This window comes from Spirillospora sp. CA-294931, assembly GCF_050946795.1.
Lineage (GTDB): Bacteria > Actinomycetota > Actinomycetes > Streptosporangiales > Streptosporangiaceae > Spirillospora.
Genome location: NZ_CP192006.1, coordinates 7,907,701 through 7,931,207 on the forward strand (window position 1 = coordinate 7,907,701; position 23,507 = coordinate 7,931,207).

Consider the following 23,507-nt stretch of genomic DNA (forward strand, 5'->3'; position numbering starts at 1 on the left):
GTCATTTCGCATTCGGGGCGTAGTCGGGCGCTCACTCTGCGAGACTGTCGGGCGGATTGCACCACAGTCACCCCCGGGGGCCCTTCATGCCGGTTCGCACCGCCGTCTGCCTGCTCATGCCGCCGACGCTGCTCGCCGCGGCCTGCGCCGGAAGCCCGTCGTCCGCGGGGTCCAAGGAACCTCCGGCGCTCACCAAGGCCCAGGCCGCCCAGGTGCTGGCCTCGTACTCGGCCGCGGCGGCCCGCGCCGGCGAACGGCTCGACATCAGGAGCCTCAAGGCCGTCGAGACCGGCCCGCAGCTCACCATGGACACCGCGTCCTACAAGCTGCACCGCGTCGCACGGCAGAAGCCCCGCGCGCCCCGGTTCGACAAGCCCGTCTACTACATCCCGCGCACCAAGTCCTATCCGCGCTGGTTCGCCGTCGACGCGTTCAGCGGCTCGGGCAAGGAGCTGCTGAGGCACGCGCTGCTGTTCACCCAGGCCGGGCCGGGGGCGCCGTGGCTGCTCGGCGCCGCCCCGTTCCCCGCCGACGCCTCGCTCTCGAAGGTCGCGCTGGACGGCGAGGGCTACGCGACCGCCGTCCCGCCCTCGGCCGAGGGCCTGGCGGTCGCCCCCGACCGGATTGCGATCGCGCACGCCGCGCTGATGAGCGGCGGTCCGTCCGCCCCCGGTGCCTCGGCGATGGCCGCCGGGCCCAAGACGGGCCAGGCGTACGACGCGCTGCGCACCGCCCAGGGCCAGCTGAAGAAGATCGGCGTCACGCTCGCGTCCCGCTTCAGTGCCGCGCCCGCCCCGATCTACGCGCTGCGCACCAAGGACAAAGGGGCTCTGGTCTGGTACGTCCTGCGGCAGCACGAGGCGTACACCACGCCGAAACGGGGCAGGCTGGCGGTGACCGGAGATCTGACCGGCCTCGCGCCGGCCAGGTCCGCCAAGACGCGCCTTGAGAGCACCGTGTTGATCCAGTACCTTGCCGCAGTGCCGCCCAAGGGACGGGCCACCGTGACCGGCATGTACCGCAAGGCCGTCGCGGCGGACGGCTCCTGATCCCCGCCGGGTGCCGGGGCGGTCCCGCCCCTTCTGACCGCTGCGGCGGGACCGCACCGGCACCCGGTGGGCTAAATCTCGGCCCACCTGCGCTCGCCTGGCGGCTCGCTCCGGTGACCGTGATTTTGCGATTGCTGCATCGCTCCGCGATCTCGCCGGAGAAGCTTCGCCTTCGGCTCGCTTCCCCGCTCATTAACGCAATCGCGCGCGGGGCCGGGGTTTGCGCGTGGTTGGGCAGCCCTAGACTGGCGCGGGCAAGGTCCCGAGCCGCCGAGGTAGGTCAATGCGCCGTCTTCACGCCATGGTCGTGGTCGGCGTGCTCGTGGCGGTCTCCGGCTGCGCGGACGGCAAGAGCAGCCGGACGTCCGCCCAGGACGGCGAGTCGGGTGTGAAGCCCGCCGTTACGGCCGACGAGTCGTTCAAGGTTCTGCGGGAGTGGACGGCGCGGTACAACCGGGCGATCACCACGGGCGAGGAGAAGCTGTGGCGCGCGACCGTCACCGGCGGGCTGGAGGCGCCGGTCGAGGCTCGGTTGCGCACCTACGGGAAGCGGTCGGCCAACGCGAAGATCTCGCTGCTCAACCCCGTGATGTACGTGCCGCGCCAGAGCGGCTTCCCGCAGTGGTTCGCGACCGCGGCGCTCGAACGCTCGGACGGCGGCGGCCGCCAGCAGGTCCTCGGGGTCTTCGTCCGGGCCGGTGCCAAGGACGAGTGGCGCGCGGCGCACTGGCTCACGTTCAAGGGCAAGCCGCCCGAGCTCGACTTCGACCCCCAGGGCTATGTGATCCCCGCCGAGCCCCGGGGGCTTCCCGAGGCCCACGCCGCCTATCTCACCAGCGGGGACGCCTCGGGCCTGACCCCCGACGCGTACACGGTCAGGGCCCGCACCCCCGGGTTCGGCGACTGGAAGGCCGAACGCTCCCGCTACCAGCCCGGCCCCGGCAAGCCGTTCGCGCTGCGGACCAAGGACGGCGGCTCCCTCGTCCTGTACGGCCTGGTCGCTCGCCACTCGATGACCGGCGGCACGGTCCGGACGCTGCCCGCCGAGCTGGGCAACTACCTGACCAAGAACGGCGGCAGCCCCGGCAAGGCGCTGGAGGCCACCTGGCAGTGGCTGGTCATCGGCTACGCCCCGCTGACCGGCAGGGGCCGCGTCCTGGGCGAATCGGTCTCGCTCACCACGGCCCGGTGAACGGCACCGCCCCCGCAGCGAACCGCGGGGGCGGGGGAACGGCCGGTCAGGCTTCGGTGGACGGCAGGGCGCTGGCGGTGACCAGGGTGCGGATCGACCCCAGGGCGACCGAGAGCGTGGCCAGGTCGAAGCTGTCGCTCTCCCAGATCTCGCTCAGGGTCTGCTGGGCGCGGGAGACCGCGGTCTGGTTCTTGTCGACCCAGATGGCCAGGCGCTCCTCGGGCCTGGCCCCCGGCATGCTGGTGATCAGCACGTCGCGGGTGAGGGCCGCGTGCGCCGCGTACAGGTCGTCGCGGAGCGCGGAGCGGGCCATCGAGCGCCACCGGTCGTCGCGCGGCAGCGCGATGATGCGCTCGCGCAGCCGGGACAGCTGGAGCCGGTCGGCCAGGTCGAAGTAGACCTCGGCGACCTCCTCCACCGGACGTCCGGTGTCGTGCGCGATGGCGACGATGTCGAAGGTGGAGTAGGCCGTGACGAGCATGGCGCACTGCTCGGCCAGCTCGTCGGGCACGCCGCGCTCGGCGAAGCCGTCCCGGCGCTGCTCGAAGGCGGCCAGGTCGAGCCCGGTCAGCAGCTTGGGAAGGCGGGTGCCCAGCGTGAGCGCGCCCTCGGCGAAGAAGTCGATCGTCTCGCGGATGTCGAACGGGGGCCGCCGGTTGTGCAGCAGCCAGCGGGCGCCGCGCTCGGTGAGCTTGCGCGCCTCCAGCAGCATCGCGAGCTGGGTCGCCTCCTCGACCTGGTGCGAGAGGCTCTCGACCAGCCGCCAGAACCTCGGCATGTCGAAGACCTCGCGCGCGACCAGGTAGGCGCGGGCCATGTCCGAGGACGAGGCCCCGGTCTCCTCGTTCAGCCGGAACATGAACGTGATCCCGCTGTTGTTGATCACGTCGTTCACCACGGTGGTGGTGATGATCTCCCGGCGCAGCGGGTGGCGGTCCATGTACGGGCGGAACCGCTCGCGCAGCGGGGTCGGGAAGTAGTCGACCAGCCACGACTCCAGGTAGGGGTCGTCGGGCAGGTCGGAGGCGACCAGCTCGTGGTCGAGCGTGAGCTTGGCGTAGGCCAGCAGCACCGAGAACTCGGGGCTGGTCAGCCCGAGGCCGCCCTGGCGGCGCTCGGCCAGCGCCTTGTCGTCGGGCAGGGCCTCGAGACGCCGCTTGATCTTGCCGTCGCGCTCCAGCTTGCGCAGGTAGCGGGCGTGGACGTGGAGCATGTCCGGCGCCTGCGTCCGGGACGCGGCCAGCACCACGTTCTGGGCGTAGTTGTCGGGCAGCACCAGCGCGGCGACCTCGTCGGTCATCTCGTACAGCAGCGTGTCGCGCTGCTTGCCGGTCAGCTCGCCGTCCCGGACGACCTGGTCGAGCAGGATCTTGATGTTGACCTCGTGGTCGGAGGTGTCGACCCCGGCGGAGTTGTCGATGAAGTCGGTGTTGACCAGGCCGCCGTCGCGGGCGAACTCGATGCGGCCGAGCTGGGTGACGCCGAGGTTGCCGCCCTCGCCGATCACCTTGCAGCGCAGCTCGGCGCCGTCCACCCGGACCGGGTCGTTGGCCTTGTCGCCGACCTCGGCGTTGTTCTCCAGCGCACCCTTGACGTAGGTGCCGATGCCGCCGTTCCACAGCAGGTCGACCGGGGCCAGGATGGCGGCCCTGATCAGCTCGAACGGGGTCATCGCCGCGACGCCGTCCTCGATGCCGAGGGCCCGCCGGATCTCCGGGGTGAGCTTGATCGACTTGGCGGTGCGCGGGAAGACGCCGCCGCCCTTGGAGATCAGCTTGGTGTCGTAGTCGGCCCACGAGCTGCGCGGCAGCGCGAACATCCGGGCGCGCTCGGCGAACGAGGTCGCCGGGTCCGGGTCGGGGTCGATGAACACGTGGCGGTGGTCGAAGGCCGCGACCAGCTTGATGTGCTCGGACAGCAGCATCCCGTTGCCGAAGACGTCGCCGCTCATGTCGCCGATGCCGACGACCGTGAAGTCCTCGTTCTGGATGTCCTTGCCCAGCGAGCGGAAGTGGTACTTCACCGACTCCCAGGCGCCGCGCGCGGTGATGCCCATCGCCTTGTGGTCGTAGCCGACCGAGCCGCCGGACGCGAAGGCGTCGCCGAGCCAGAACCCGTAGGACGCGGCCACGCCGTTGGCGATGTCGGAGAACGTCGCCGTGCCCTTGTCGGCCGCGACCACCAGGTAGGTGTCGTCGCCGTCGTGGCGGACGACGTTCGGCGGCGGGACGACCTTGCCGTCGACCAGGTTGTCGGTGACGTCGAGGAGGCCGGAGATGAAGTCCTTGTAGCAGGCGATGCCGGCGTTCATGAACGCCTCGCGGTCGACCGCCGGGTCGGGCAGCTGCTTGCCGACGAACCCGCCCTTGGCCCCGGCCGGGACGATCACGGTGTTCTTGACCGCCTGCGCCTTGACCAGGCCGAGGATCTCGGTGCGGAAGTCCTCGCGCCGGTCGGACCAGCGCAGCCCGCCGCGCGCGACCGAGCCGAAGCGCAGGTGGACGCCCTCGACCCGCGGCGAGTACACGAAGATCTCGAACTTGGGCCGGGGCAGTGGCAGGTCGGGGATGCGCTCGGGGTCGAACTTCAGCGACAGGTACCGCTTGTGCTGGTAGTGGTTGGTCCGCAGGGTCGCGGTGATCATCGCCAGGTAGGCGCGGAGGATGCGGTCCTCGTCCAGGCTGGCGACCTCGTCGAGCTTGCCGGCCAGCTCCTCGGCGATGCCGTCGCTGCGCTCGCTCTCGCCGCCCGCCAGCGCGGGGTCGAGCCGGCTCTCCCACAGGCGGATCAGCAGCCGGGTGATCTGCGCGTTGCTCAGCAGGACCTGCTCGACGTAGCGCTTGGAGAACGAGGTGCCGGTCTGGCGCAGGTACAGGGCGTAGGCCCGCATGATCATGGCCTGCCGCCAGTCGAGGCCGACGTGCAGCACCAGGGCGTTGAAGCCGTCGTTCTCGATGTCGCCGCGCCACAGCGCGTCGAACGCCTCCTGGAAGAGACCCTTGATCTCCTCCTCGTGCACGCCCTCGGGCGGCTGGTAGCGCAGGCCCAGGTCGTAGATCCAGGCGCGGCGCGCGGGATCGCTGGTGTTGATCTCGTAGGGGCGCTCGTCGATGACCTCGACGCCCATGTTCTGCAGCAGCGGCAGCACCCGCGACAGCGAGATCGGCTCGCCCAGCCGGTAGATCTTGAGCCGGCGCTCGCCCGGCTCGGCGCTGTAGGGCTCGTAGAGGTTGATCGAGGTGTCGTCGTCCTCGGTGAGGACGTCCAGGCGGCGCAGGTCGGCCACGGCGGTGCGCGCGGGGAAGTCGGCCTTGTAGCCCTCGGGGAAGGCGTCGCCGTACCGGCGCGAGAGCGTCCCGGCGCTCTCCTCGCCGCACTGCTCGACGATCGCGTCGGTCAGGTCGTCCGACCAGGACCGGGTCGCCGCGGCCAGCCGGGCCTCCAGCTCCTCGACGTCGACGTCCGGCAGGGGGCGGCCGCGCTCACCCCGGACGACCACGTGCAGGCGGGCCAGCGTCGACTCGGTCACGTTGGCGCTGTAGTCGACGCTGACGCCCTCGAACGCGACGCGCAGGATCTCCTGGATGCGCAGCCGGATGCGGGTGGTGTAGCGGTCGCGCGGCAGGTAGACCATGCACGACATGTAGCGGCCGTACATGTCCTTGCGCAGGAACAGCTTGAGCTGGCGGCGCTCGCGCAGGCGCAGCACCCCGAGCGCGAGCGGCAGCAGGTCGTCGGTGGAGATCTGGAACAGCTCGTCGCGCGGGTAGCCCTCCAGGATCTCGATGAGGTCCTGGCCGTCGTAGCTGTCGGCGGTGAAGCCCGCGCGCTCCAGGACCTCGTCCAGCTTGCGCTTGAGGACGGGGATGTGCGAGATCGACTCGCTGTAGGCCACGTGGGTGAACAGCCCGAGGAAGCGGCGCTCGCCTGTCACGTTCCCGTCGGCGTCGAACTTCTTCACGCCGATGTAGTCGAGGTACAGCGGCCGGTGGACGGTGGCGCGCGAGTTCGCCTTGGTCAGGACGAGCAGGTCCTTCTCGGTGGCCTTCTCGCGGACCTCGGGCGGCAGCGCGGCGAAGCTGCCCGACTCGCTCTTGTCGGTGCGCAGGATGCCCAGGCCGGTGCCCGGCTCGGGACGCAGCGCGGTGCCGTCGTCGGTCAGGGTGTAGTCGCGGTAGCCGAGGAAGGTGAAGTGGCGCCCGTCCGACAGCCAGTCGAGCAGCTCGACGCCCTCGGCGAGCTCCTTGTCGGGCAGCGGCGGCGCGCTCTTCTGGATCTCCAGGGCGATCTCGCCGGCGCGGGCGCGCATCTTGGGCTCGTCCTCGACCGCGACGCGGACGTCCTGCAGGACGCGCTGCAGGTCGCGCTCGACCTGTTCGAGGCGGCCCCGGTCGCTGGTGCGGTCGACCTCGATGTGGATCCACGACTCGTCGGTGTCGGTGTCGCTGTCGAGCTTGCCGCGGAAGGCCTTGAGATGACCGGCCACGTCGCGGTCGACGCCGAGCAGGGGGTGGACGATCAGATGGGCCGACAGCTGGTGGCGGTTGAGCTCCATCGTCACCGAGTCGACCAGGAACGGCATGTCGTCGGTGACGACCTGGACGACGGTGTGGCCCGGGTCCCAGCCGTTCTCCTCCAGGGTGGGCGTGAAGACCCGCACCTTGGCGCGGCCCTGGGGACGCTCCTCGCCCAGCAGCCGGTGCGCCATCGCGGGACCGAAGACGTCGGACGGGTCGCGGGAGAGGAGGTCTTCCGGGGCGACCTGCCGGTAGTAGAGGCGGAGGTAGGCCATCGCCTCCTCCAGGTCGCCGGTGCGCGACCCCGGCCGCTGAACGTATATCTCCGCCGACCGCCTGAGCAGGTCGTCCTTCGCCTGATCGAGCTTGCCGCTCATCAAAACACTCCCCTTGAGACCCTTCGCCACCTCGTTGTGGCGCCGCTCACTGCGCCAGCGTAGCCAGGAATCGCCGCAAAGCCGACCTGCGGGGTCGCCATGCCGACGTGACCGTGCCTATGCCTTTTTACCGGTCATCCGGCTGCCGAGGTCGCCGGTTCGGTGGGCTTGGTGGTGGTGGGATCCGGGCTCGGGGTCGTCGGGTCCGGGCTCGGGGTGGTGGGATCGGGGCTCGGGGTGGTCGGGTCCGGGCTCGGCGTGGTGGGATCCGGGCTCGGCGTGGTCGTGGTGGGAGTCGGCGTGGGGGTCGGCTCCGGCTCGTCCGACGGCTCGGGGTCGTCGGTGTCGCTCTCGGTCGGCGACGGCTCCGAGGGCTCGACGCTGATCGACGTCGACGGCGGGTTCCGGTCGCTGACCGTCTCACCGCGCTTGCCCTTGTCGCCGTCGCCGAACGCCAGGGCCGCGCCGGTGATGACGCCCGCGACGGCCAGGGCGGCCGCCACGGCGATGAGGGCGGTCTTGACCGAGCCGCCCCGCCGGGCCGGGCGGTGCGGCGCGATGGTGTCCTGCGCCCCCCAGTCGCCGGGGACGACGTCGGGAATCGGGACGGGCAGCGGAGGCGTCCCGCCGCCGTCCACGAAGGTGCGGTCGGCGTAGGGCTCGTCGGCGCCCAGCTCGGCGGCCTTGACGCTGCCCGCCGCCAGGATCGCGGTCTCGTCGCTCGCCGAGGGCTCGGCCGCGGGCGCCGCGGGCGCCGCCGCCTCCTCGTGCCCGAGCAGGCGCATCAGGACCTGGCGGGCGTTGGGACGGCGCGAGGGGTCCTTGTCGAGGCAGTTGAGGACCAGGTCGCGCAGGGCGCCGTCGAGCGCGGAGCCCAGCTCGGGCTCGGAGTGCAGGACGCGGTTGATGACCGCGGGGATGGTGTCCTGCCCGAAGGGCGGCTTGCCCGTCGCGGCGAACACCAGCGTCGCCGCCCAGCAGAACACGTCGGCGGCGGTGCCGACCTCTTCGCCCTGGAGCATCTCGGGCGCCATGTAGGACGGCGTGCCGATGACCTTGCTGGTCAGCGTGGTGTTGCCGCTGATGGCCCGGGCCACGCCGAAGTCGATGACGCGGGGGCCGTCGGAGCCGATCAGCACGTTGTGCGGCTTGAAGTCGCGGTGGATGATCTTCGCCTGGTGGATCGCCGCGAGGGCCGTGGCGGTGCCGACCGCCAGGCGCTCCAGCGACGCGCCCGAAAGCGGGCCGTCCTGCAGGACGAGCTGGTTGAGCGACGGGCCCGGGACGTACTCGCTGACGATGTACGGACGGTCGCCGTCGGCCTCGGCGTCGATCACCTGGGCGGTGCAGAAGGGGGCGACGGCCTTGGCGGTCTCCAGCTCCCGCAGGAAGCGGGCGCGGGCCTTGTCGTCGGAGGTCAGCTCGGAGTGCAGGAGCTTGACCGCGACCTGGCGGCCGTCGGGGCCCTCGCCGAGGAAGACGGTTCCCTGGCCGCCCTCGCCCACCCGGCCGATCAGGGCGTACGTTCCCAGCCGCTCCGGATCACCGGATCGCAGCGCCCCAACCTCCATCGGCGAAACCGCCCCTCTCATGATCTTCTCCGGCCGCACGTGCCCAGACCGGTCCTCTGATTGTGTGACGTCCCAAACAGGGGGGAAGTTCACCCGCCCCTGCGACCATACGGTGTGATCTGCCCGAAGGGCTGCCGATCCGTACAGGTTCGCGGCGATCAAGCCTAGGGGCCGGGTCATGAGCACGTAACCGGCATCCCGGGCGACTACCGGCATTTCCCCAGGCCAGCAAGGGTTTTTCGACGAATTACAGGACTATCATTCGATCCGCTCGGGTAATCAGCAGCCTGACGATCTTCCGAAGGAGGAGCGACAGGCATGTCCATACCGTTAAAGGCCGCTTGCGGCGTGACGACCATCACGCTGGCCCTGGCACCCGGCATCGCCGAGGCCGAGCCCCGTCCGGTCGAGCACACCACGAGCACCGAGGCCGCACAGCCGGAGAACACCCGGGCCGTCCCGCAGCCGCCGGAGAACAGCCAGAGCGGCTCACCCGCGGACGAGAACGCCCGAACCGGCACGCAGGCCCAGGAGAGCGCCCAGACCGGGTCGCAAACGGAGGGGAGCACCCAGACCGCCCCGCAGGCGGAGGGGAGCACCCAGGCCGCCCCGCAGGCGGAGGGGAGCACCCAGGCCGGACCGCAGGCGGAGGGGAGCGTCCAGGCCGGACCGCAGGCGGAGGGGAGCGTCCAGGCCGGATCGCAGGCCCGCCTGCCGGCCGCGACCAGGAAGCCCGCCAAGCCGAGCCTGCACAGCCGGGCCGGACGCGCGGCGCTGCTGGCCTCGATGCAGCATTCGGTGCGGCGCAAGCGCGTGCAGATGACGGCCCAGTGGCAGCGCCGCGCCAACAGCGCGGTCAGCTTCGCCTACAAGCAGCGCGGCCGTCCCTACGTGTGGGGCGGCACCGGCCCCCACGGCTTCGACTGCTCGGGACTGGTCCAGCAGGCATGGCGGCGCGGCGGGGTCACCATCCCGCGCGTGACCCACACGCAGTACCGCAAGATCCGCACCCGGGTCTCGCTCGGCAAGCTGCGTCCCGGTGACCTGGTCTACTTCAACGGCCGAGGCCACGTCGGCATGTACGTGGGCAAGAACCGGTTCATCCACTCGCCCCGTACGGGACGGACCGTGACGGTCGAACGCCTGCGCGGCTACTACAAGTCGCGCTTCGCGGGCGCCGTCCGTCCGGCCTGGCGGCCCCTGCCGGCCATTCCGAAGAGCCTTTCGTAGGTTCTCGCGGGTCCGGCACCGGGGCGTCCCGGTGCCGGACCCGGCCGCGATACTGGAGAACGTGAGCACACTCGACGGCCGCCGCGTCTACACCCGGGCCGACCTCATGGAGGCCCACGGCCTGGGCCGCAGCACCCTGGAGAAGTGGTACCGCGAACGCGAGGCCAACGGCCACCCCGAGCCCGCCGGGACGCTCGACTCCCAGCTCGCCTGGGACGCCGCCGAATGGGACGCCTGGTTCCAGGCCCGCCAGGCGCCCGAGCCGCGTCCCGGCCTCGCCTCCCGCGACGACCTCGCGTCCCGCCACGGCCTGAGCCGCCACACGCTGAAGAAGCTGTGGTCCGAACGCGAGACCAACGGGCACCCCGAACCCGCCCACCGCTCCGGCAAGGCCATGTACTGGAACGAGGCCGAGTGGACGGCCTGGTACGAACGCCACCGCGAGCCGTCCGACGACCCGGACGCCCTGATCACCCTCGCCGAGGCCGGACGCCTCCTCGGTCTGGCCCCGTCCAGCGTCACCGTCTACGCCACCCGCCCGCCCAAGGGCTGGCCCGCCCCCGCCGAGACCCACACCCTCGAGAGCGGCCGCCTGCGCCGCCTCTACCGCAGGGCCGACATCCTCGCCTACGCGAACCGGACGACGTAGCCGGACCTACTTCTCGGGGGTGAAGTGGGTGAGGACCTCGGGATTGGCCATGGAGTCGGGGTTGGCGGCCTGCTCGATGGGGGTGCCGAGGAGGATCTTGCGGACGGGGATCTCCAGTTTCTTGCCCGACAGGGTGCGGGGAATGCCCGGGACGGCGTGGATCTCGTCCGGCACGTGGCGCGGCGACAGGGCGCCGCGGAGCTCGCGCTTGAGGGCGGCCACCAGGTCGTCGGTGAGCTCGGCGCCCTCGGCGAGCTGGACGTAGAGGATCAGGCGGCCCTCGTCGCCCAGGCGTCCGGTGTCGATGACCAGGCTGTCGGCGACCTCGTCGAACGCCTCGGTGACCCGGTAGAAGTCGGCGGTGCCCATACGGACGCCGCCGCGGTTGAGGGTGGAGTCGGAGCGGCCGTAGATGACGCAGCCGCCGTCGGGCCGGATCTTGATCCAGTCGCCGTGGCGCCAGACGCCCGGGTACATGTCGAAGTAGGACTCGCGGTAGCGGGTGCCGTCGGGGTCGTTCCAGAACGCGACCGGCATCGAGGGCATGGGCTCGGTGATGACCAGCTCGCCGACCTCGTCGGTGACCGGCTTGCCGTCGTCGCCGAAGGACTCGACCTTGGCCCCGAGGCCGCGGCACTGGATGACGCCCGCGTGCAGCGGCAGCAGGGGGGACGGGCCGAGGAAGCCGGTGCACAGGTCGGTGCCGCCGGAGAAGCTGCCGAGCAGGAGGTCCTTGCCGACGGCGTCGTAGACCCACTCGAAGCCCTCGGGCGGGAGCGGGCTCCCGGTGGAACCGATGCCGCGCAGGCGGCTCAGGTCGTACTTCTCGCCGGGGCGGCGGCGCAGCTTGCGGGAGCTGATCAGGTAGGGCGCGCCCACGCCGAGGTAGGTGATGCCGTTCTCCTCGGCCATCTTCCACAGGTCGCCGGGGACGCCGTCGTACAGCACGACGGTGGCCCCGACCATCAGGCCGCCGATGAGGTAGTTCCACATCATCCAGCCGGTGGTCGTGTACCAGAAGAACACGTCCCCGGGGCCGAGGTCATGGTGGAAGGAGAGGGCCTTGAGGTGTTCGAGGACGACGCCGCCGTGGCCGTGGACGATCGGCTTCGGCAGACCCGTCGTGCCCGAGGAGTACACCACCCAGAGGGGGTGGTCGAAGGGGACATCCTCGAAGGCCAGTTCGTGGCCGGGGCGGGGCAGGTCGGCGTACGACATGCCCACGCGCAGGCCATCGGGGGCCGAGGCGGGGTCGAGATACGGGATCAGGACGGTCGCGGCGAGCGTCGGGAGCGCGGCCTCGATCTCGCGGACCTCGTCCGTGCGGTCGAACCGCTTGTCGTTGTAAGCGTAGCCGTCGACGGCGATGAGGACCTTGGGCTCGATCTGGGCGAACCGGTCGATCACCGAGGACGAGCCGAAGTCCGGGGAGCACGACGACCAGATCGCGCCGAGCGAGGCGGTCGCCAGGAAGCAGATCAGCGCCTCGGGCGTGTTGGGGACGTAGGCCACGACCCGGTCGCCCTTGCCGACGCCGAGTTCGGCCAGGCCGGCGCGGATCTCGGCGACGTGCAGCGCCAGCTCGCGGTTGCTGAGGACGCGGTGGCCGCCCGCCTCCGAGCGGAAGATCACGGCGGTGGCGTCGGGGTCGGTCGCCGCGCGGCGCAGCGCGTTGGCCGCGTAGTTGAGCCTGGCCTCGGGGAACCAGCGCAGCCCGTCGACCGGCATCGGCCCCCCGGTGCGGACGGGCCCGTCACCGCGGTGGCCGACGACCTGGAAGTGGTCCCAGATGGAGGACCAGAACGCGTCGACCTCGGTGACCGACCATTTCCAGAGCTCCTGGTAAGACTCGGCGAGCACGCCGCGGTCCCAGAGCCAGTGCAGGTAGCGGGTCACCCGCGCGTTGGCGACCACCTGCTCGGACGGCTCCCACAGAGCGGCGCTCTCGTGGTCGTGGGACATCGGCGTTCTCCCCTCACTCCGCGCTCCATCGCGCGGCCTTCACAGCATCGGCCCGGCGCGGCGTCCGGCGCAAATCGCCGCGATCTCCCACGTCAGGCGGAGACCGTGTCGTACTCGGCGCGCAGCTCGGCCAGGCGCTCGGCGGTCAGGGTCTCCCCGCGTTCCAGAGCTCGATGGATGTCGCGGAAGTAGTTCTCGTACCCGGCTGGGGTGAGGATGAACAGGCACCGGGCCGCGTCGCCGGAGGCGTTGCGGAACCCGTGGGCCTGGCCGCGCGGGACCATGAGCGTCCCGCCGGCCCCGAGGGACGTCTCTTCCCCGCCGCCGAAGTCGAAGGTGATCTCGCCTTCGAGGACCTGGAACGTCTCGACATGGCCGTGGTGGATGTGCGGCGCGGCGCCGAGCGCGCCCCCTGGCAGCAGGTACTCGACGATGGCCAAGGCGCCCTTGGTCTGCTCACCCGGGAGGCGGACGATGTACTCCCCAGCCGCCGCGCGCAGGCGCTCGCCCTCTTCGGGCCGGACGAGGCTCACGCGGTCAGCTCCGTCACGGCGCGGACGACGGCGTGGGTGTCGGCGAGCGTGGCCAGGACCACCTCGGCCCCCGCGGAGCGCAGCTCGGCCTCCGTGGAGCTGCCGGAGGCGACGGCGATGATCGGGACACCGGCGATGTGCGCGGCGCGGACGTCGTTGGCGGCGTCGGCGACCAGCACGGTCGGCGGCTCGGCGATAACCTCGCCCAGCCGCTTGGGCACGTACTTCTCGGCGGCGCGCGACCGGGCCCGTTCGAGCAGCGCGGCCTTGCTGTAGACGCCGTTCTCGAAGCCGCCGACCTCCAGGTCGAGGTGCTCGGCCAGGCCCAGCTCGATGACCTTGAGGACGGCGTTGGGCTCGATCGAGCCGGTCAGCACCGACTGGAGCGTCCCGGGGACGCGGGCGAGGGACGCCAGGGCCTCGGGGGCCCCGGCCAGGACGCGGCCGTGCGTGCGCAGGTCGCCGCGGCGGGCGGCGAACGACTCGGTCAGCGCGTCCATGAAGCCGTGCAGGGAGTCGTCGGTGGTGACGACGTCGTTGAACGCCAGAGTCTCGAAGATGATCTCCGACTCGGTCCGTCCCGGGGTGGGGGCGAGCCGCACCAGCGGGCGGCCGATGGTCCGCTGGAACGCCTCGGCGTAGGCCTCGCGGGTGACCCGTCCGACGTCCACCAGCGTGTGATCGATGTTCCACAGCACCAGACGGTTCAGCGTCGACATCCCGTTCCCATGCACGTCAGAGTGGACCACCGTTCGGTGGCGCGGCGAGCTTATCGTCCGGTCGCCGGGGCCCTTCGCGCAAGGCGCGCCGGGGTGAGATCAGTAGGCGTGCCCGGCGGGCCGGACCGGGCCGAAGACGCCGGTGGTCGTCCGGGTCTGGCCCAGCACCTTGAAGGTGACGCGGCCCGAGGCGACGGGGGCGTAGGCGGCCAGATAGGTGTGGATGGTCAGGACGTCGCCGGGCCTGCGGGTCTTGGCCGAGCGCGCGGTGACCTGGACGCCGCGGCTCTCGCCCGCCGCCAGCAGGTCGAACGAGCAGATCACCCGCCCGGCCGCGACGCAGGACGGGTCGCTGACCGTCAGCGCCTGGAGCCCGGCGCCCGCCCGTCCGCCCTCGACCTTCTCGCTGCGGGCCACCAGCGACCGGACGGCGCGGCGGCCCCGGTTGGTGACGCGGAACTCGTAGCGGTAGTCGCCGCCGGGTTCGAGCTCGCGGCGTCCGATCGGGGTGACGGCCGTCCCGGCGGTGATCGTCAGCTGCCCGGCCGCGACGGCCGCGTCGATCGGGGCCTTCGCTCCGGCGCCGCCGCGCGTGGCGGCGACCGCGACCGCACCCGCGATCACGGCCACGACCGTCACGACGACCGCCGAGCGGCGCACCCGACCACCCCCGCCTACCCGTTATGCCTGGTAGACGAGGGTACGCGACGTTCGGTCAGGGTGGCTATGACCCCATGTGGGGGTAGCGGTAATCGGTCGGCGGGACGAGCGTCTCCTTGATCGAACGGACGTTCACCCAGCGGGTCAGGTTGAAGATCGACCCGGCCTTGTCGTTGGTGCCGCTGGCCCGCGCGCCGCCGAACGGCTGCTGGCCGACGACCGCGCCCGTGGGCTTGTCGTTGATGTAGAAGTTGCCCGCGGCGAACCGCAGCGCCTCGGCGGCCTGGGCGATCGCCTGCCGGTCCTGGGCGATCACGGCGCCGGTGAGCGCGTACTGCGCGACGCCCTCCATCTGCTTGACCACGGAGTCGTAGTCGTGGTCCTCGTACACGTGGACGCCGAGGATCGGCCCGAAGTACTCGGTGGTGAAGATCTCATCGTTGGGGTCGGCGGACTCCAGGACGGTCGGGCGGACGAAGTAGCCCTCCGACCGGTCGGCCGTCCCCCCGGCCAGGACGTCGAGCGTGTCCAGGCTCCTGGCCCGCTCCAGCGCCGCCTCGTGCTTGGCGAACGCGCGCTCGTCGATCACCGCGCCCATGAACACCGACAGGTCGGTGGCCACGTTGCCGACCGTCAGCGACTGGACCTCGTCGACGAACTCGTCCCGGATCCGGTTCCACACCGAGCGCGGAAGGTACGCGCGGGACGCGGCCGAGCACTTCTGGCCCTGGTACTCGAACGCGCCGCGCACCAGCGCGGTCTTCAGCACGCCCGGGTCGGCGGACGGGTGGGCGACGACGAAGTCCTTGCCGCCGGTCTCGCCGACCAGACGCGGGTAGCCGCGGTACCCGGAGATGTTCTCGCCGACCGTCTTCCACAGGTGCTGGAACGTGCCGGTGCTGCCGGTGAAGTGGATCCCGGCCAGCTCGGGGTGGCGCAGCGCGACGTTGGAGACGGCCTGGCCGTCGCCGGTCACCAGGTTGATCACGCCGGGCGGCAGGCCCGCCGCCTCCAGCAGCCGCATCGTGTGGTGCGCGGCCAGCTGCTGGGTGGGCGACGGCTTCCAGATGACCACGTTGCCCATCAGCGCGACCGACGTGGGCAGGTTGCCCGCGATCGCGGTGAAGTTGAACGGCGTGATCGCCAGGACGAAGCCCTCCAGGGGCCGGTAGTCCATCCGGTTCCACACGCCGGGCGAGGAGATCGGCTGCTGGGTGTAGAGCTGCCGGGCGAAGTCGACGTTGAAGCGCCAGAAGTCGATCAGCTCGCAGGCCGAGTCGATCTCGGCCTGCTGGGCGGACTTGGACTGCCCCAGCACGGTCGCCGCGTTCAGCGTCTGCCGCCACGGACCCGACAGCAGGTCGGCGGCCCGCAGGAAGATCGCGGCGCGGTCGTCGAACGACAGGGCCCGCCACGCCGGCGCCGCCTCGCGGGCGGCGTCGATGGCCGCGCGGACGTCGTCGTCCGTCGCGTTGCCCAGCCGTCCGAGCACGTGCCCGTGGTCATGGGGCTGGACGACCTCGATCGGCTCGCCCCCGCCCAGGCGCCGCTCACCGCCGATCGTCATCGTGAACTCGGTCTGCTCGCCGCCCAGTTCCTTGATCTTCGACTCGAGCGCGGCCCGCTCGGCGCTGCCCGGCGCGTACGCCTTGACCGGCTCGTTCTCCGGCACCGGCACGTTGGTGACGGCATCCATGTGGTCGCTCCCTTGAATCCGACATCGTTGTCGTTCGCACGCATCGTCGCATAAGGGAGAGGGCTGCTCCGGCCCTGCCCGGGCCACCCCCTCTGACGATCGGGGACCTACCCCGCGACGCGCCTCTCCACCCTACGATTCCTGTCCAATCCGGACATCAGCGGAGCAGGTCGCCGAGCTCCTGGGTGGCGTACCAGAGCAGCTCGTGGCCCTCGGCGCCGTCGACGGCGAAACGCGCGTCCTCGTCGCCCGCGTCGGCGGCGGCCAGCGCCGCCACGGCCGCGCGGACGTCGTCCTCGGCCTCGGCGGCGTCCACATGACCGGAGGCGATCTTCTGCCACGGCACCGGGGCGGTCACCTCGACCAGCGCCCGGTCGGTCGCGTCCCGCGCCCATCGGACGGCCTCGTCGGCCACCTCGGCCGCCAGCACGACCCGCCGCGCCGAACCGTCGGCGGCCAGGAGCCGCAGCGAAGCGCGCGCGGCCGCCGTCAGGGCCGCGTACTCCAGCTCTTCGAGGTCGCCGTCGGCGTACCACTCGCGCAGGGCGGGCGTGACCCCGTATGCGGCCAGCGGTGCGGGACCGACCTCCCGCGCGGCGTGGACGGCGGCGAGTGCGGCGAGCGTGGACGGCAGATAGACGCGCATGACGAGCAGCAGTCTGCCAGACGCGATGGCCCGCTTTCCGAAGGCGTTCCGGTTGCGGCGCGAAGGCCACCGTGATTGGTTGTGATCACGGCGGTCCCCCGGGACGCCGGCCACAGATGTGGCATGTACCGATCTGGCTGCGTTACTCCGCAGCGTCGTCCTGGCTCCGCCGTGAACTTCCCGCGCGCCTTGTGACGACGGCCGATTTCCGTACATCCCCACGTCGAACGAGGCCGCATGCCGTCCCGCACCCGAGCGCGCCACGCCGCGCCCACCGTCCGCCGCTTCCTCTCCCGCGAATCGACCACCTCCCGAAAACCGTCCCCCCAGACGTCCGCCACCCCCGCGAGCCAGCGCTTCCGCAGGAGCGGGTTTCGGTGGGTGCGGCTTCCCGGGAGGCGGACGCTGGTGGCGCTGGGCTCCGTGTTCGCGCTGGTGGTCGGGGCGTTTGTGGTGATGTACGTGGGGACGCCCGTCCCGACGGAACCTCAGGCGGGTGCGGACGACGAAGGGACGACGGTCTACTACGCCGACGGGCGGACGCCGCTGTTCAGGATCGGGGCCAATCGGGAGGTCGTCCGGTACGAGCAGATCCCCGGGCACCTGCGCTGGGCGGTCCTGGCGGCCGAGGACCGGGGCTATTACGGGGGACACGGCGTCTCGGCGATGGGAACGATCCGCGCGATGTGGAAGAACGCGTCCGGCGGCGAGGCCCAGGGCGGGTCGACGATCACCCAGCAGCTGGCGCGGAACTACTACAAGGGCCTCAGCCGGGACCGGACGGCCGGACGCAAGATCAAGGAGATCTTCATCGCGCTGAAGCTGAACCGGCACCGGTCCAAGGAGGACATCCTCGCGCTGTACCTGAACACGATCTACTTCGGCCGCCAGACCTCCGGCGTCCAGGCGGCGGCCCGCGCCTACTTCGACAAGGACGTGTGGAGCCTGGACGTCGCCGAGAGCGCGCTGCTCGCCGCGATGATCCAGCGTCCGGCCTACTTCAAGACCCGGGGGAACGACGCGCCCGCCCGCGCGCTGCGCGCCCGCTGGAAGTACGTGCTGGACGGCATGGTCTCGATGGGGCGGCTGAGCCGGGCCGAGGCCGGCCGCCAGCGGTTCCCGGTCACGCGGCGCGAGTGGCGCGGCGTCGGGCTCTCGGGCCAGAACGTGCTGGTCCGGCAGCGGATCATGGACGAGCTGCGCGCCCTCGACATCCCCGCCGAGCGGGTGGTCAACGGGCGGCTGAAGATCCACACCGGGCTCGACCAGCGCTGGATGAGCCACGCCGAGCGGGCCATGCGCGAGGCCCGCGAGCCCGAGTGGCCGAAGGACGTCCGGCGCGGGCTGATCGCCGTCGACCCGAGGGACGGCGCGATCAAGGCGTTCCACAACGGCGACCCGTCCCGCAACCCGCACGACTCGGTCTTCGCGCCGGTCGCCCAGGCCGGGTCCACGTTCAAGCCCTACGTGCTCGCCGCCGCGCTCCGCCGCGGCTACAACGTCCATTCCAAGATCAGCGGAAAGTCGCCGGTCAGGTTCGCCCCGGACGGTTCGCTCACCCCCATGACGGCGCCCGGCTACCGGGTGGACAACGACGAGAAGATCGGCTCGGTGGGCACCGTCGACCTGGTCAAGGCGACGGCCCTGTCGGTCAACACCGGCTATGTGCGGCTCGCCTTCGAGGCGGGGCTGGGCACCGTGCTGAAAACGGCACAGGACCTCGGGGTCCCGGAGGCGGCCCTGCGCCCCTTCAAGGGCCAGGCGGGGGTCGCGCTGGGCGTCCCGGACGTCTCGGCGGTCACCCAGGCGGCGGGCTACGCCGCCTTCGCCAACGGCGGGACGGCCGTCACGCCGCACCTCATCACCAAGATCGTCGACGCGCGGGGACGGGCCGTCCCATTGCCCTGGGACCGTCCCGGGAAACGGGTGCTCGGCGCGGACCACGCCGCCCAGGTCACCCACGCGCTGCGCGCGGTCGTCGAGGAGGGCACGGGTGCGGGCGCGGCGCTGCCCGTCCATCCGGTCGCGGGCAAGACCGGCACCACGGACGGCAACCGTTCGGCCTGGTTCGTCGGCTACACGCCGCGCCTCTCGGCCGCCGTCGTGACGGCCAACGCCAAGGCGGGCCCGCTGAAGAACCTGCCCGGCCACCCGGGGAAAGTCTCCGGCGACACCCTCCCCACGAAGATCTGGAGATCGTTCATGGAGAAGGTCACCGCCGACCTGCCGCCCGAGGAGTTCCCCGAACCCGCGTTCTCCGGCACGGCACTCGACTGGTCACGCCCGTCCGCCACGACCTCGCCCACCCCAACGCCGGCCACGCGCTAGGACCCGGCGGCCGCCGGAACCGCTCGGCCGCCGTCCAAGGAGGGCGAGAACGCTCTCAGCCTGCCCCCTGCCCCGCCGCCCGGAGAGGGCGAGAACGCTCTGGCGGCTCCCGATAACCGGAGCGTGCGGGTCAGGCGGGGAGGCCGAGGGCTCGGAGGGCCGTGGTCGTGGTGGGGGTGTCGGTGTGGTGGATGACGTGCAGGCCCAGGTTCTCGGCGGCCCGGGTGTTGTGCTCGATGTCGTCGATGAAGACGCACTCGCGGGCGGACAGGCCGAGCAGGGCCAGGGCGTGGTGGAAGATCTTCTCGTCGGGCTTGCGCATCCCGACCTCGCAGGAGATCACGACGGCGTCGAAGATCTCGGCGAACACCTCGCGCGGGTACTCGTTGCCCCAGGAGTTGGAGAGCAGCGCCGTGCGGGTGCCGCCCGCGCGCAGGGTGCGCAGGACGTCGTACATGGGCTCGACGGGCGCGAAGGCGGCGAACATGCGGGCGATCATGCCCTCGGCCGCGACGGGGCCGCCGTCGACGGTGCGGAGCTCGGCGGCGAGCAGGCGCTCGAACTCCGACGGGTCGAGCGTGCCGTCCTCCAGGCCGTGGATCGGGTTCGCGCCCGCGCCCTCGCCGCTCTCGTAGGCCCGGGTGACCCAGTCGCGCATGACCGACCTGTAGCGGACGGCGTCGATCCGGTCGGCCGCGAGCCAGACGGGAACGGCCTCGTGGAGAGGGGACGTCAGGACGCCTCCCCAGTCGGTGATCACAGCTTTGACGGTCACGCGCCGATGGTAGGTGATAAGCGACACGGCGCCGCCTACCCACCTAACCCGGACGCCACAATATTCTTCCCGGTACCCGTCAGAAAGCGTAAATCGGGAACCGCCGGGACGGCTCCGGCCCGGTCCGTGATCATGCAATCGGGAGTTGCATGATCACGGGGGCGCGGGTCGTCGGGTCGTCTCACGGTCTCGCTTCGGTCAGGCCGATCTCAGGCGTTGCAGGGCCTCCCGCACTCCCCCGTCCGTCTCCTCCAGAACCATGGTCGCTCGGGCCGCCGGAACCTCGCCCAGCAGCGAGACCAGCGCCACGCGGGTGTCCCCCCCGGCGTCGGCCAGCGCGTTCTCGCAGGTGAGGGCGTCCATTCCGGTCGCCTCGGTGAGAATGCGCACCAGCCGGGCGCGCAGTTTGGAGTTGAGGGCGTTCACGCTGACCATCAGGTTGGAGTAGGTGCGCCCCATCTTGATCATCAGCGTGGTGGAGAAGGAGTTCAGCACCAGCTTGGTCGCGGTGCCGGCCTTCATCCTGGTGGAGCCGCTGATCACCTCCGGCCCGGTGGCCAGGCCGATGTGGACCTCGACCTCGTCGCCGTAGGGAGTGTGCGGATTGCAGCTGATCAGCGCCGTCCTGGCCCCCACCTGCGCGGACGCCCGCAGGGCGCCCACGACATACGGGGTGCGGCCGCTGGCCGCGATGCCGATCGCGACATCGCCGGGACGCACCTCACCGGCGTCCCGCGCGCCCATCTCGGTGTCGTCCTCGACCTCCGAGACGGCCTGGGCCAGCGCGCCCGTGCCGCCCGCGTGATGGGCCACGACCCGGCCCCAGATCCCGAAGGTCGGGGGCAGTTCGGCCGCGTCGAGAGCGGCGAGGCGGCCGGAGGTTCCGGCGCCGAAGTAATGCACGCGCCCGCCCGCCCGCAGCGAGGCGACCGCCAGGTCGACCAGCTGGGCCAGCTCGGGCAGCACCGCCGCCACCACCATGGGAACGGTGGCGTCCTCGCTGTTGATGCGGCGGAGCACATCGAGGGTGGGAAGGGTGTCGACGTCGAGGGTCCTGGGGTTACGGCCCTCCGTGGGCAGTTCGCAGTCGATCACCGACGCCTCCGGTCGGGTCGCACGGTCCGGCCGCGGACCGCCTCGAATGTGGCCTCCAGGGCCTTGCGGGTAGGGCCGAAGGTGCGCTGTGCCACCCCGACGAAGACGCAGTCGACCACGGTCAGCTGCGCCAGCCGGCTGGCGGTCGCGCCGGAACGGAACGTCGTCTCCCGAGCGGCCGTCGTCAGGATGAGACTCGCCACCTCGGCGATGGGCGACTTGGGGAAATTGGTCAGGGCTACGGTCGTCACCCCCCTGTTCTTGGCAACCTCCAGCGCGTCGATGGTCTCCATCGTCGCGCCCGTGTGCGAGATCCCGATCGCGACGTCGCCGCTGCCCAGCACCGCGGCGCTGGTGAGCATGATGTGCGCGTCCGACCAGGCGGAGCAGACCCTGCCGATGCGGTGCAGCTTCTGCTGGAAATCCTTCGCGACGAACGCGCTGGCCCCGACACCGTAGACGTCGACCCGGTCGGCGCCGACGATCGCGTCGACCACCTGCTCGAGCGTCTTGATGTCGAGCTGGGCCGCGGTCTCCTCCACGGCCCTCGCATCGGCGAACGTCACCTTTTCCACGATCTGTTCGAGTGAGTCGTCGGGACTGATGTCGCTCCCGATGACCCGGCCGCCGCTCGCGCTCTGCGCTCGGCCCGCTTCGGTGGCCAGGGTCAAACGGAGCTCTGGATAACCATGAAACCCGATCGCCCGGCAGAACCTGATGACCGTGGTCTCAGAGGTGCCACAGTTCTGGGCGAGTTCGGTGATGGTCGAGTTGGCGACCCCTTCGGGGTCGTCGATGACGCGTTGAGCGACGCGTCGCTCAGCGGGGGGCAGTGAAGGCAGCAGGGAGCGCACCCTGACGACGGTGCTCAGCGGCGTCGTTTCCTTGGACGCCGCGTCCGTCCTGGGCACGCCGCCCTCCCCTGCGCTCCCCGGCTCGGAGCCGGTGGGTTTCCTCATGGTAGAAATTTTCCTACTTACGGGATGTCACGTCAACGTCAGAAAAGGCTACGGTCGCCATGTGTTGACCCATTTGGCCGGTCCTTACGTGATCGGCATAGACGCGGGTGGCACGAAGACCCGCTGTGTCGTACTAACGCTCGGGGGAGCTTTGGCCGGAACGGGGACCGGCCCCGGAGCCAACCCCAATTCCGGGGGCGACACCGCGGGGGCGCTCACCACGGCCCTGCGGGAGGCGCTCGGCGACATCGACCGAGCCACCGTGATCGCCGGAATGTTCGGGATCGCGGGCGCCGGCTCGGCCGGACGTCCCGCCGCGGTCGCCGCGGCCCGCCGCGCCTGGCAGGCGGTCGGGCTGCGCGGATCTCCCGCCGTTGTGACCGATATCGCAGTGGCCTTCGCCGCAGGCACCAACGCGCCCAAGGGCATCGTGGTGTTCTCCGGTACGGGGGCCGGGGCGGCGGTCATCAGCGACGGGACGATCGTCCAGCGCGCCGACGGCTATGGCTGGCTCGTCGGCGACGAGGGCTCCGCGGTGTGGCTGGGACGCGAGGCCGTGCGGGCGGCGCTGGCCGCCTACGACGGCCGGGGCTCGCCCACCCTGCTGACCGAGTCGGTGCCCCGGGCACTGCTCGGCGCGTCGGTGGTCGACTCGGCCCGTCGGCGGCAGCCGCGGCACCACCGCGCGCTCGCGATGGCCGGTGCCCCGGGCCCCGGCCCGGGTCCCGCCCCCGACACCGTGGCCGCCGGAGCGTCCCCGCTCGCCCATGGCACCTCCGCGCGCTCGCGCGGGACGGGCACCGCGGTGCTCATCCCGGATCAGGCGCACCCGCCGGACGGCGGCCCCCTCGGGCGGCCGCCGGAGCACCCGCCCCCGCCCGACCCCCAGTTCGCGCAGGCGATCATCAAGGAGGTCTATGGCCGCCCACCCGCGGCCCTGGGCCGACTTGGCCCGGTCGTCGCCGCGGCGGCGGCGGCGGGCGACGCGGTGGCCAGGCGGATCACCGAGGAGGCCGCGGAGTGGCTTCTGCGGGACGTCGACGCGGTGCGCCCCGCACTCGCCGACCCCCAGGCCCCGGTGGTCATGCACGGCTCGGTGCTGCGCCAGGGCCCGGTGGCCGACGCGGTCAGGGCGGGGCTCCGCGCCCGTTTCGCCGCCGACCCCCGCCGCGCCGGCGACGGCGCCATCGGCGCCGCCGCCCTGGCCCTGAGACGCCTCGGCCACCCCCTACCGGACTGACCAGCCCCAATCCCCCAGCGGCCGCCCCCCAACCCCGGCCGCCCACACCCACGCCCGGAACCACCCGGGGCCCCACCACCTCGGGCACCCCGTCCCAAACAAGCGCCCGCCCGGCGCCAGGCATTCGCGTGCGCGCCTTGGGCCTGGTTCGTACCGGCGAACGGCAGCGTGGAGGCCCGCGCTTCCGCTTCCACCGAGGTCGTCCGCCCGTACGCGCGCCGTGGCGACGGTGCAGGGTGGGGCGTGTTCGGGTGGCATTCGACATGGGGGCTCTGAGCGGCTAACGTCGCCAGGTCAGATCACGATCTA

At 71.7% G+C, this 23,507-nt stretch carries 17 protein-coding genes; 6 read left to right on the forward strand and 11 right to left on the reverse strand.

Features of this window, described 5'->3' with window-relative positions:
- The first annotated feature begins 86 nt into the window (after nt 1-86).
- Entirely contained in the window at nt 87-1,049 is a 963-nt protein-coding gene (locus ACQPY4_RS35710; RefSeq protein WP_433328707.1) for a hypothetical protein, read from the forward strand.
- Nucleotides 1,050-1,332: 283 nt separating this feature from the next.
- Nucleotides 1,333-2,241, forward strand: a complete 909-nt coding sequence (locus ACQPY4_RS35715) for a hypothetical protein (protein ID WP_433328709.1) — start codon at nt 1,333-1,335, stop codon at nt 2,239-2,241.
- Between the two features lie 46 nt (nt 2,242-2,287).
- Here the strand turns inward: ACQPY4_RS35715 and ACQPY4_RS35720 are convergent, their stop codons facing one another.
- Together ACQPY4_RS35720 and ACQPY4_RS35725 are read right to left on the reverse strand one after the other, a co-directional pair.
- Complete coding sequence (locus tag ACQPY4_RS35720) at nt 2,288-7,135, reverse strand: NAD-glutamate dehydrogenase (protein WP_433328711.1); 4,848 nt, start codon at nt 7,133-7,135, stop codon at nt 2,288-2,290.
- Between the two features lie 134 nt (nt 7,136-7,269).
- A complete protein-coding gene (locus ACQPY4_RS35725; protein WP_433328713.1) occupies nt 7,270-8,727 on the reverse strand; it encodes a serine/threonine-protein kinase in 1,458 nt (485 codons plus the stop codon).
- 297 nt (nt 8,728-9,024) lie between these two features.
- Here ACQPY4_RS35725 and ACQPY4_RS35730 point away from each other — a divergent pair, with 297 nt between their 5' ends.
- The gene (locus ACQPY4_RS35730; RefSeq protein ID WP_433328715.1) at nt 9,025-9,936 is read left to right on the forward strand and encodes an NlpC/P60 family protein; all 912 of its coding nucleotides are present in this window, start codon (nt 9,025-9,027) and stop codon (nt 9,934-9,936) included.
- Between the two features lie 61 nt (nt 9,937-9,997).
- Nucleotides 9,998-10,585, forward strand: a complete 588-nt coding sequence (locus tag ACQPY4_RS35735) for a hypothetical protein (protein WP_433328717.1) — start codon at nt 9,998-10,000, stop codon at nt 10,583-10,585.
- A gap of 6 nt (nt 10,586-10,591) precedes the next feature.
- Here ACQPY4_RS35735 and ACQPY4_RS35740 read toward each other — a convergent pair whose 3' ends face one another.
- The 6 genes from ACQPY4_RS35740 to ACQPY4_RS35765 form a co-directional block, all read right to left on the reverse strand.
- A complete protein-coding gene (locus ACQPY4_RS35740) occupies nt 10,592-12,547 on the reverse strand; it encodes an acetoacetate--CoA ligase (RefSeq protein WP_433328719.1) in 1,956 nt (651 codons plus the stop codon).
- A 92-nt stretch (nt 12,548-12,639) separates the two neighbouring features.
- Nucleotides 12,640-13,080, reverse strand: a complete 441-nt coding sequence (locus ACQPY4_RS35745) for a cupin domain-containing protein (RefSeq protein WP_433328721.1) — start codon at nt 13,078-13,080, stop codon at nt 12,640-12,642.
- Nucleotides 13,077-13,799: an HAD family hydrolase gene (locus ACQPY4_RS35750; protein ID WP_433328723.1), complete on the reverse strand. Its 723-nt coding sequence runs from the start codon at nt 13,797-13,799 to the stop codon at nt 13,077-13,079. Before ACQPY4_RS35750 ends, ACQPY4_RS35745 begins: the two co-directional genes overlap by 4 nt.
- A gap of 99 nt (nt 13,800-13,898) precedes the next feature.
- A complete protein-coding gene (locus tag ACQPY4_RS35755; RefSeq protein WP_433328725.1) occupies nt 13,899-14,459 on the reverse strand; it encodes a hypothetical protein in 561 nt (186 codons plus the stop codon).
- A gap of 64 nt (nt 14,460-14,523) precedes the next feature.
- The gene (gene pruA, locus ACQPY4_RS35760; protein WP_433328727.1) at nt 14,524-16,155 is read right to left on the reverse strand and encodes an L-glutamate gamma-semialdehyde dehydrogenase; all 1,632 of its coding nucleotides are present in this window, start codon (nt 16,153-16,155) and stop codon (nt 14,524-14,526) included.
- A 157-nt stretch (nt 16,156-16,312) separates the two neighbouring features.
- Nucleotides 16,313-16,801 (reverse strand): DUF6912 family protein, encoded by a 489-nt coding sequence (locus ACQPY4_RS35765; RefSeq protein ID WP_433328729.1) that lies wholly within the window; start codon nt 16,799-16,801, stop codon nt 16,313-16,315.
- A gap of 237 nt (nt 16,802-17,038) precedes the next feature.
- Between ACQPY4_RS35765 and ACQPY4_RS35770 the strand changes: the two genes are divergently transcribed.
- Entirely contained in the window at nt 17,039-19,129 is a 2,091-nt protein-coding gene (locus ACQPY4_RS35770; protein WP_433328731.1) for a transglycosylase domain-containing protein, read from the forward strand.
- A gap of 130 nt (nt 19,130-19,259) precedes the next feature.
- Here the strand turns inward: ACQPY4_RS35770 and ACQPY4_RS35775 are convergent, their stop codons facing one another.
- The 3 genes from ACQPY4_RS35775 to ACQPY4_RS35785 form a co-directional block, all read right to left on the reverse strand.
- A complete protein-coding gene (locus ACQPY4_RS35775; protein WP_433328733.1) occupies nt 19,260-19,904 on the reverse strand; it encodes an HAD family hydrolase in 645 nt (214 codons plus the stop codon).
- 198 nt (nt 19,905-20,102) lie between these two features.
- The gene (locus tag ACQPY4_RS35780) at nt 20,103-20,999 is read right to left on the reverse strand and encodes an N-acetylmuramic acid 6-phosphate etherase (protein ID WP_433328735.1); all 897 of its coding nucleotides are present in this window, start codon (nt 20,997-20,999) and stop codon (nt 20,103-20,105) included.
- On the reverse strand, nt 20,996-21,958 hold the full coding sequence (locus ACQPY4_RS35785) for a MurR/RpiR family transcriptional regulator (protein WP_433328737.1): 963 nt from the start codon (nt 21,956-21,958) through the stop codon (nt 20,996-20,998). The genes ACQPY4_RS35780 and ACQPY4_RS35785 overlap by 4 nt, the downstream gene beginning before the upstream one ends.
- Nucleotides 21,959-22,109: 151 nt before the next feature.
- On the opposite strand from ACQPY4_RS35785, the gene ACQPY4_RS35790 reads away from it, so the two are divergent.
- Nucleotides 22,110-23,198, forward strand: a complete 1,089-nt coding sequence (locus ACQPY4_RS35790) for a BadF/BadG/BcrA/BcrD ATPase family protein (protein WP_433328739.1) — start codon at nt 22,110-22,112, stop codon at nt 23,196-23,198.
- The last annotated feature ends 309 nt before the right edge of the window (nt 23,199-23,507 follow it).

Excerpts from the sequence above, each read along its gene's own strand:
- ACQPY4_RS35765 (WP_433328729.1), bottom strand. The coding sequence starts at position 16,801 with ATGCGCGTCTATCTGCCGTCCACGCTCGCCGCACTCGCCGCCGTCCAC.
- ACQPY4_RS35725 (WP_433328713.1), bottom strand. The coding sequence starts at position 8,727 with ATGAGAGGGGCGGTTTCGCCGATGGAGGTTGGGGCGCTGCGATCCGGT.
- ACQPY4_RS35770 (WP_433328731.1), top strand. The coding sequence starts at position 17,039 with ATGCCGTCCCGCACCCGAGCGCGCCACGCCGCGCCCACCGTCCGCCGC.
- ACQPY4_RS35740 (WP_433328719.1), bottom strand. The coding sequence starts at position 12,547 with ATGTCCCACGACCACGAGAGCGCCGCTCTGTGGGAGCCGTCCGAGCAG.
- pruA (WP_433328727.1), bottom strand. The coding sequence starts at position 16,155 with ATGGATGCCGTCACCAACGTGCCGGTGCCGGAGAACGAGCCGGTCAAG.
- ACQPY4_RS35730 (WP_433328715.1), top strand. The coding sequence starts at position 9,025 with ATGTCCATACCGTTAAAGGCCGCTTGCGGCGTGACGACCATCACGCTG.
- ACQPY4_RS35750 (WP_433328723.1), bottom strand. The coding sequence starts at position 13,799 with ATGTCGACGCTGAACCGTCTGGTGCTGTGGAACATCGATCACACGCTG.
- ACQPY4_RS35785 (WP_433328737.1), bottom strand. The coding sequence starts at position 21,958 with ATGAGGAAACCCACCGGCTCCGAGCCGGGGAGCGCAGGGGAGGGCGGC.
- ACQPY4_RS35720 (WP_433328711.1), bottom strand. The coding sequence starts at position 7,135 with ATGAGCGGCAAGCTCGATCAGGCGAAGGACGACCTGCTCAGGCGGTCG.
- ACQPY4_RS35710 (WP_433328707.1), top strand. The coding sequence starts at position 87 with ATGCCGGTTCGCACCGCCGTCTGCCTGCTCATGCCGCCGACGCTGCTC.
- ACQPY4_RS35715 (WP_433328709.1), top strand. The coding sequence starts at position 1,333 with ATGCGCCGTCTTCACGCCATGGTCGTGGTCGGCGTGCTCGTGGCGGTC.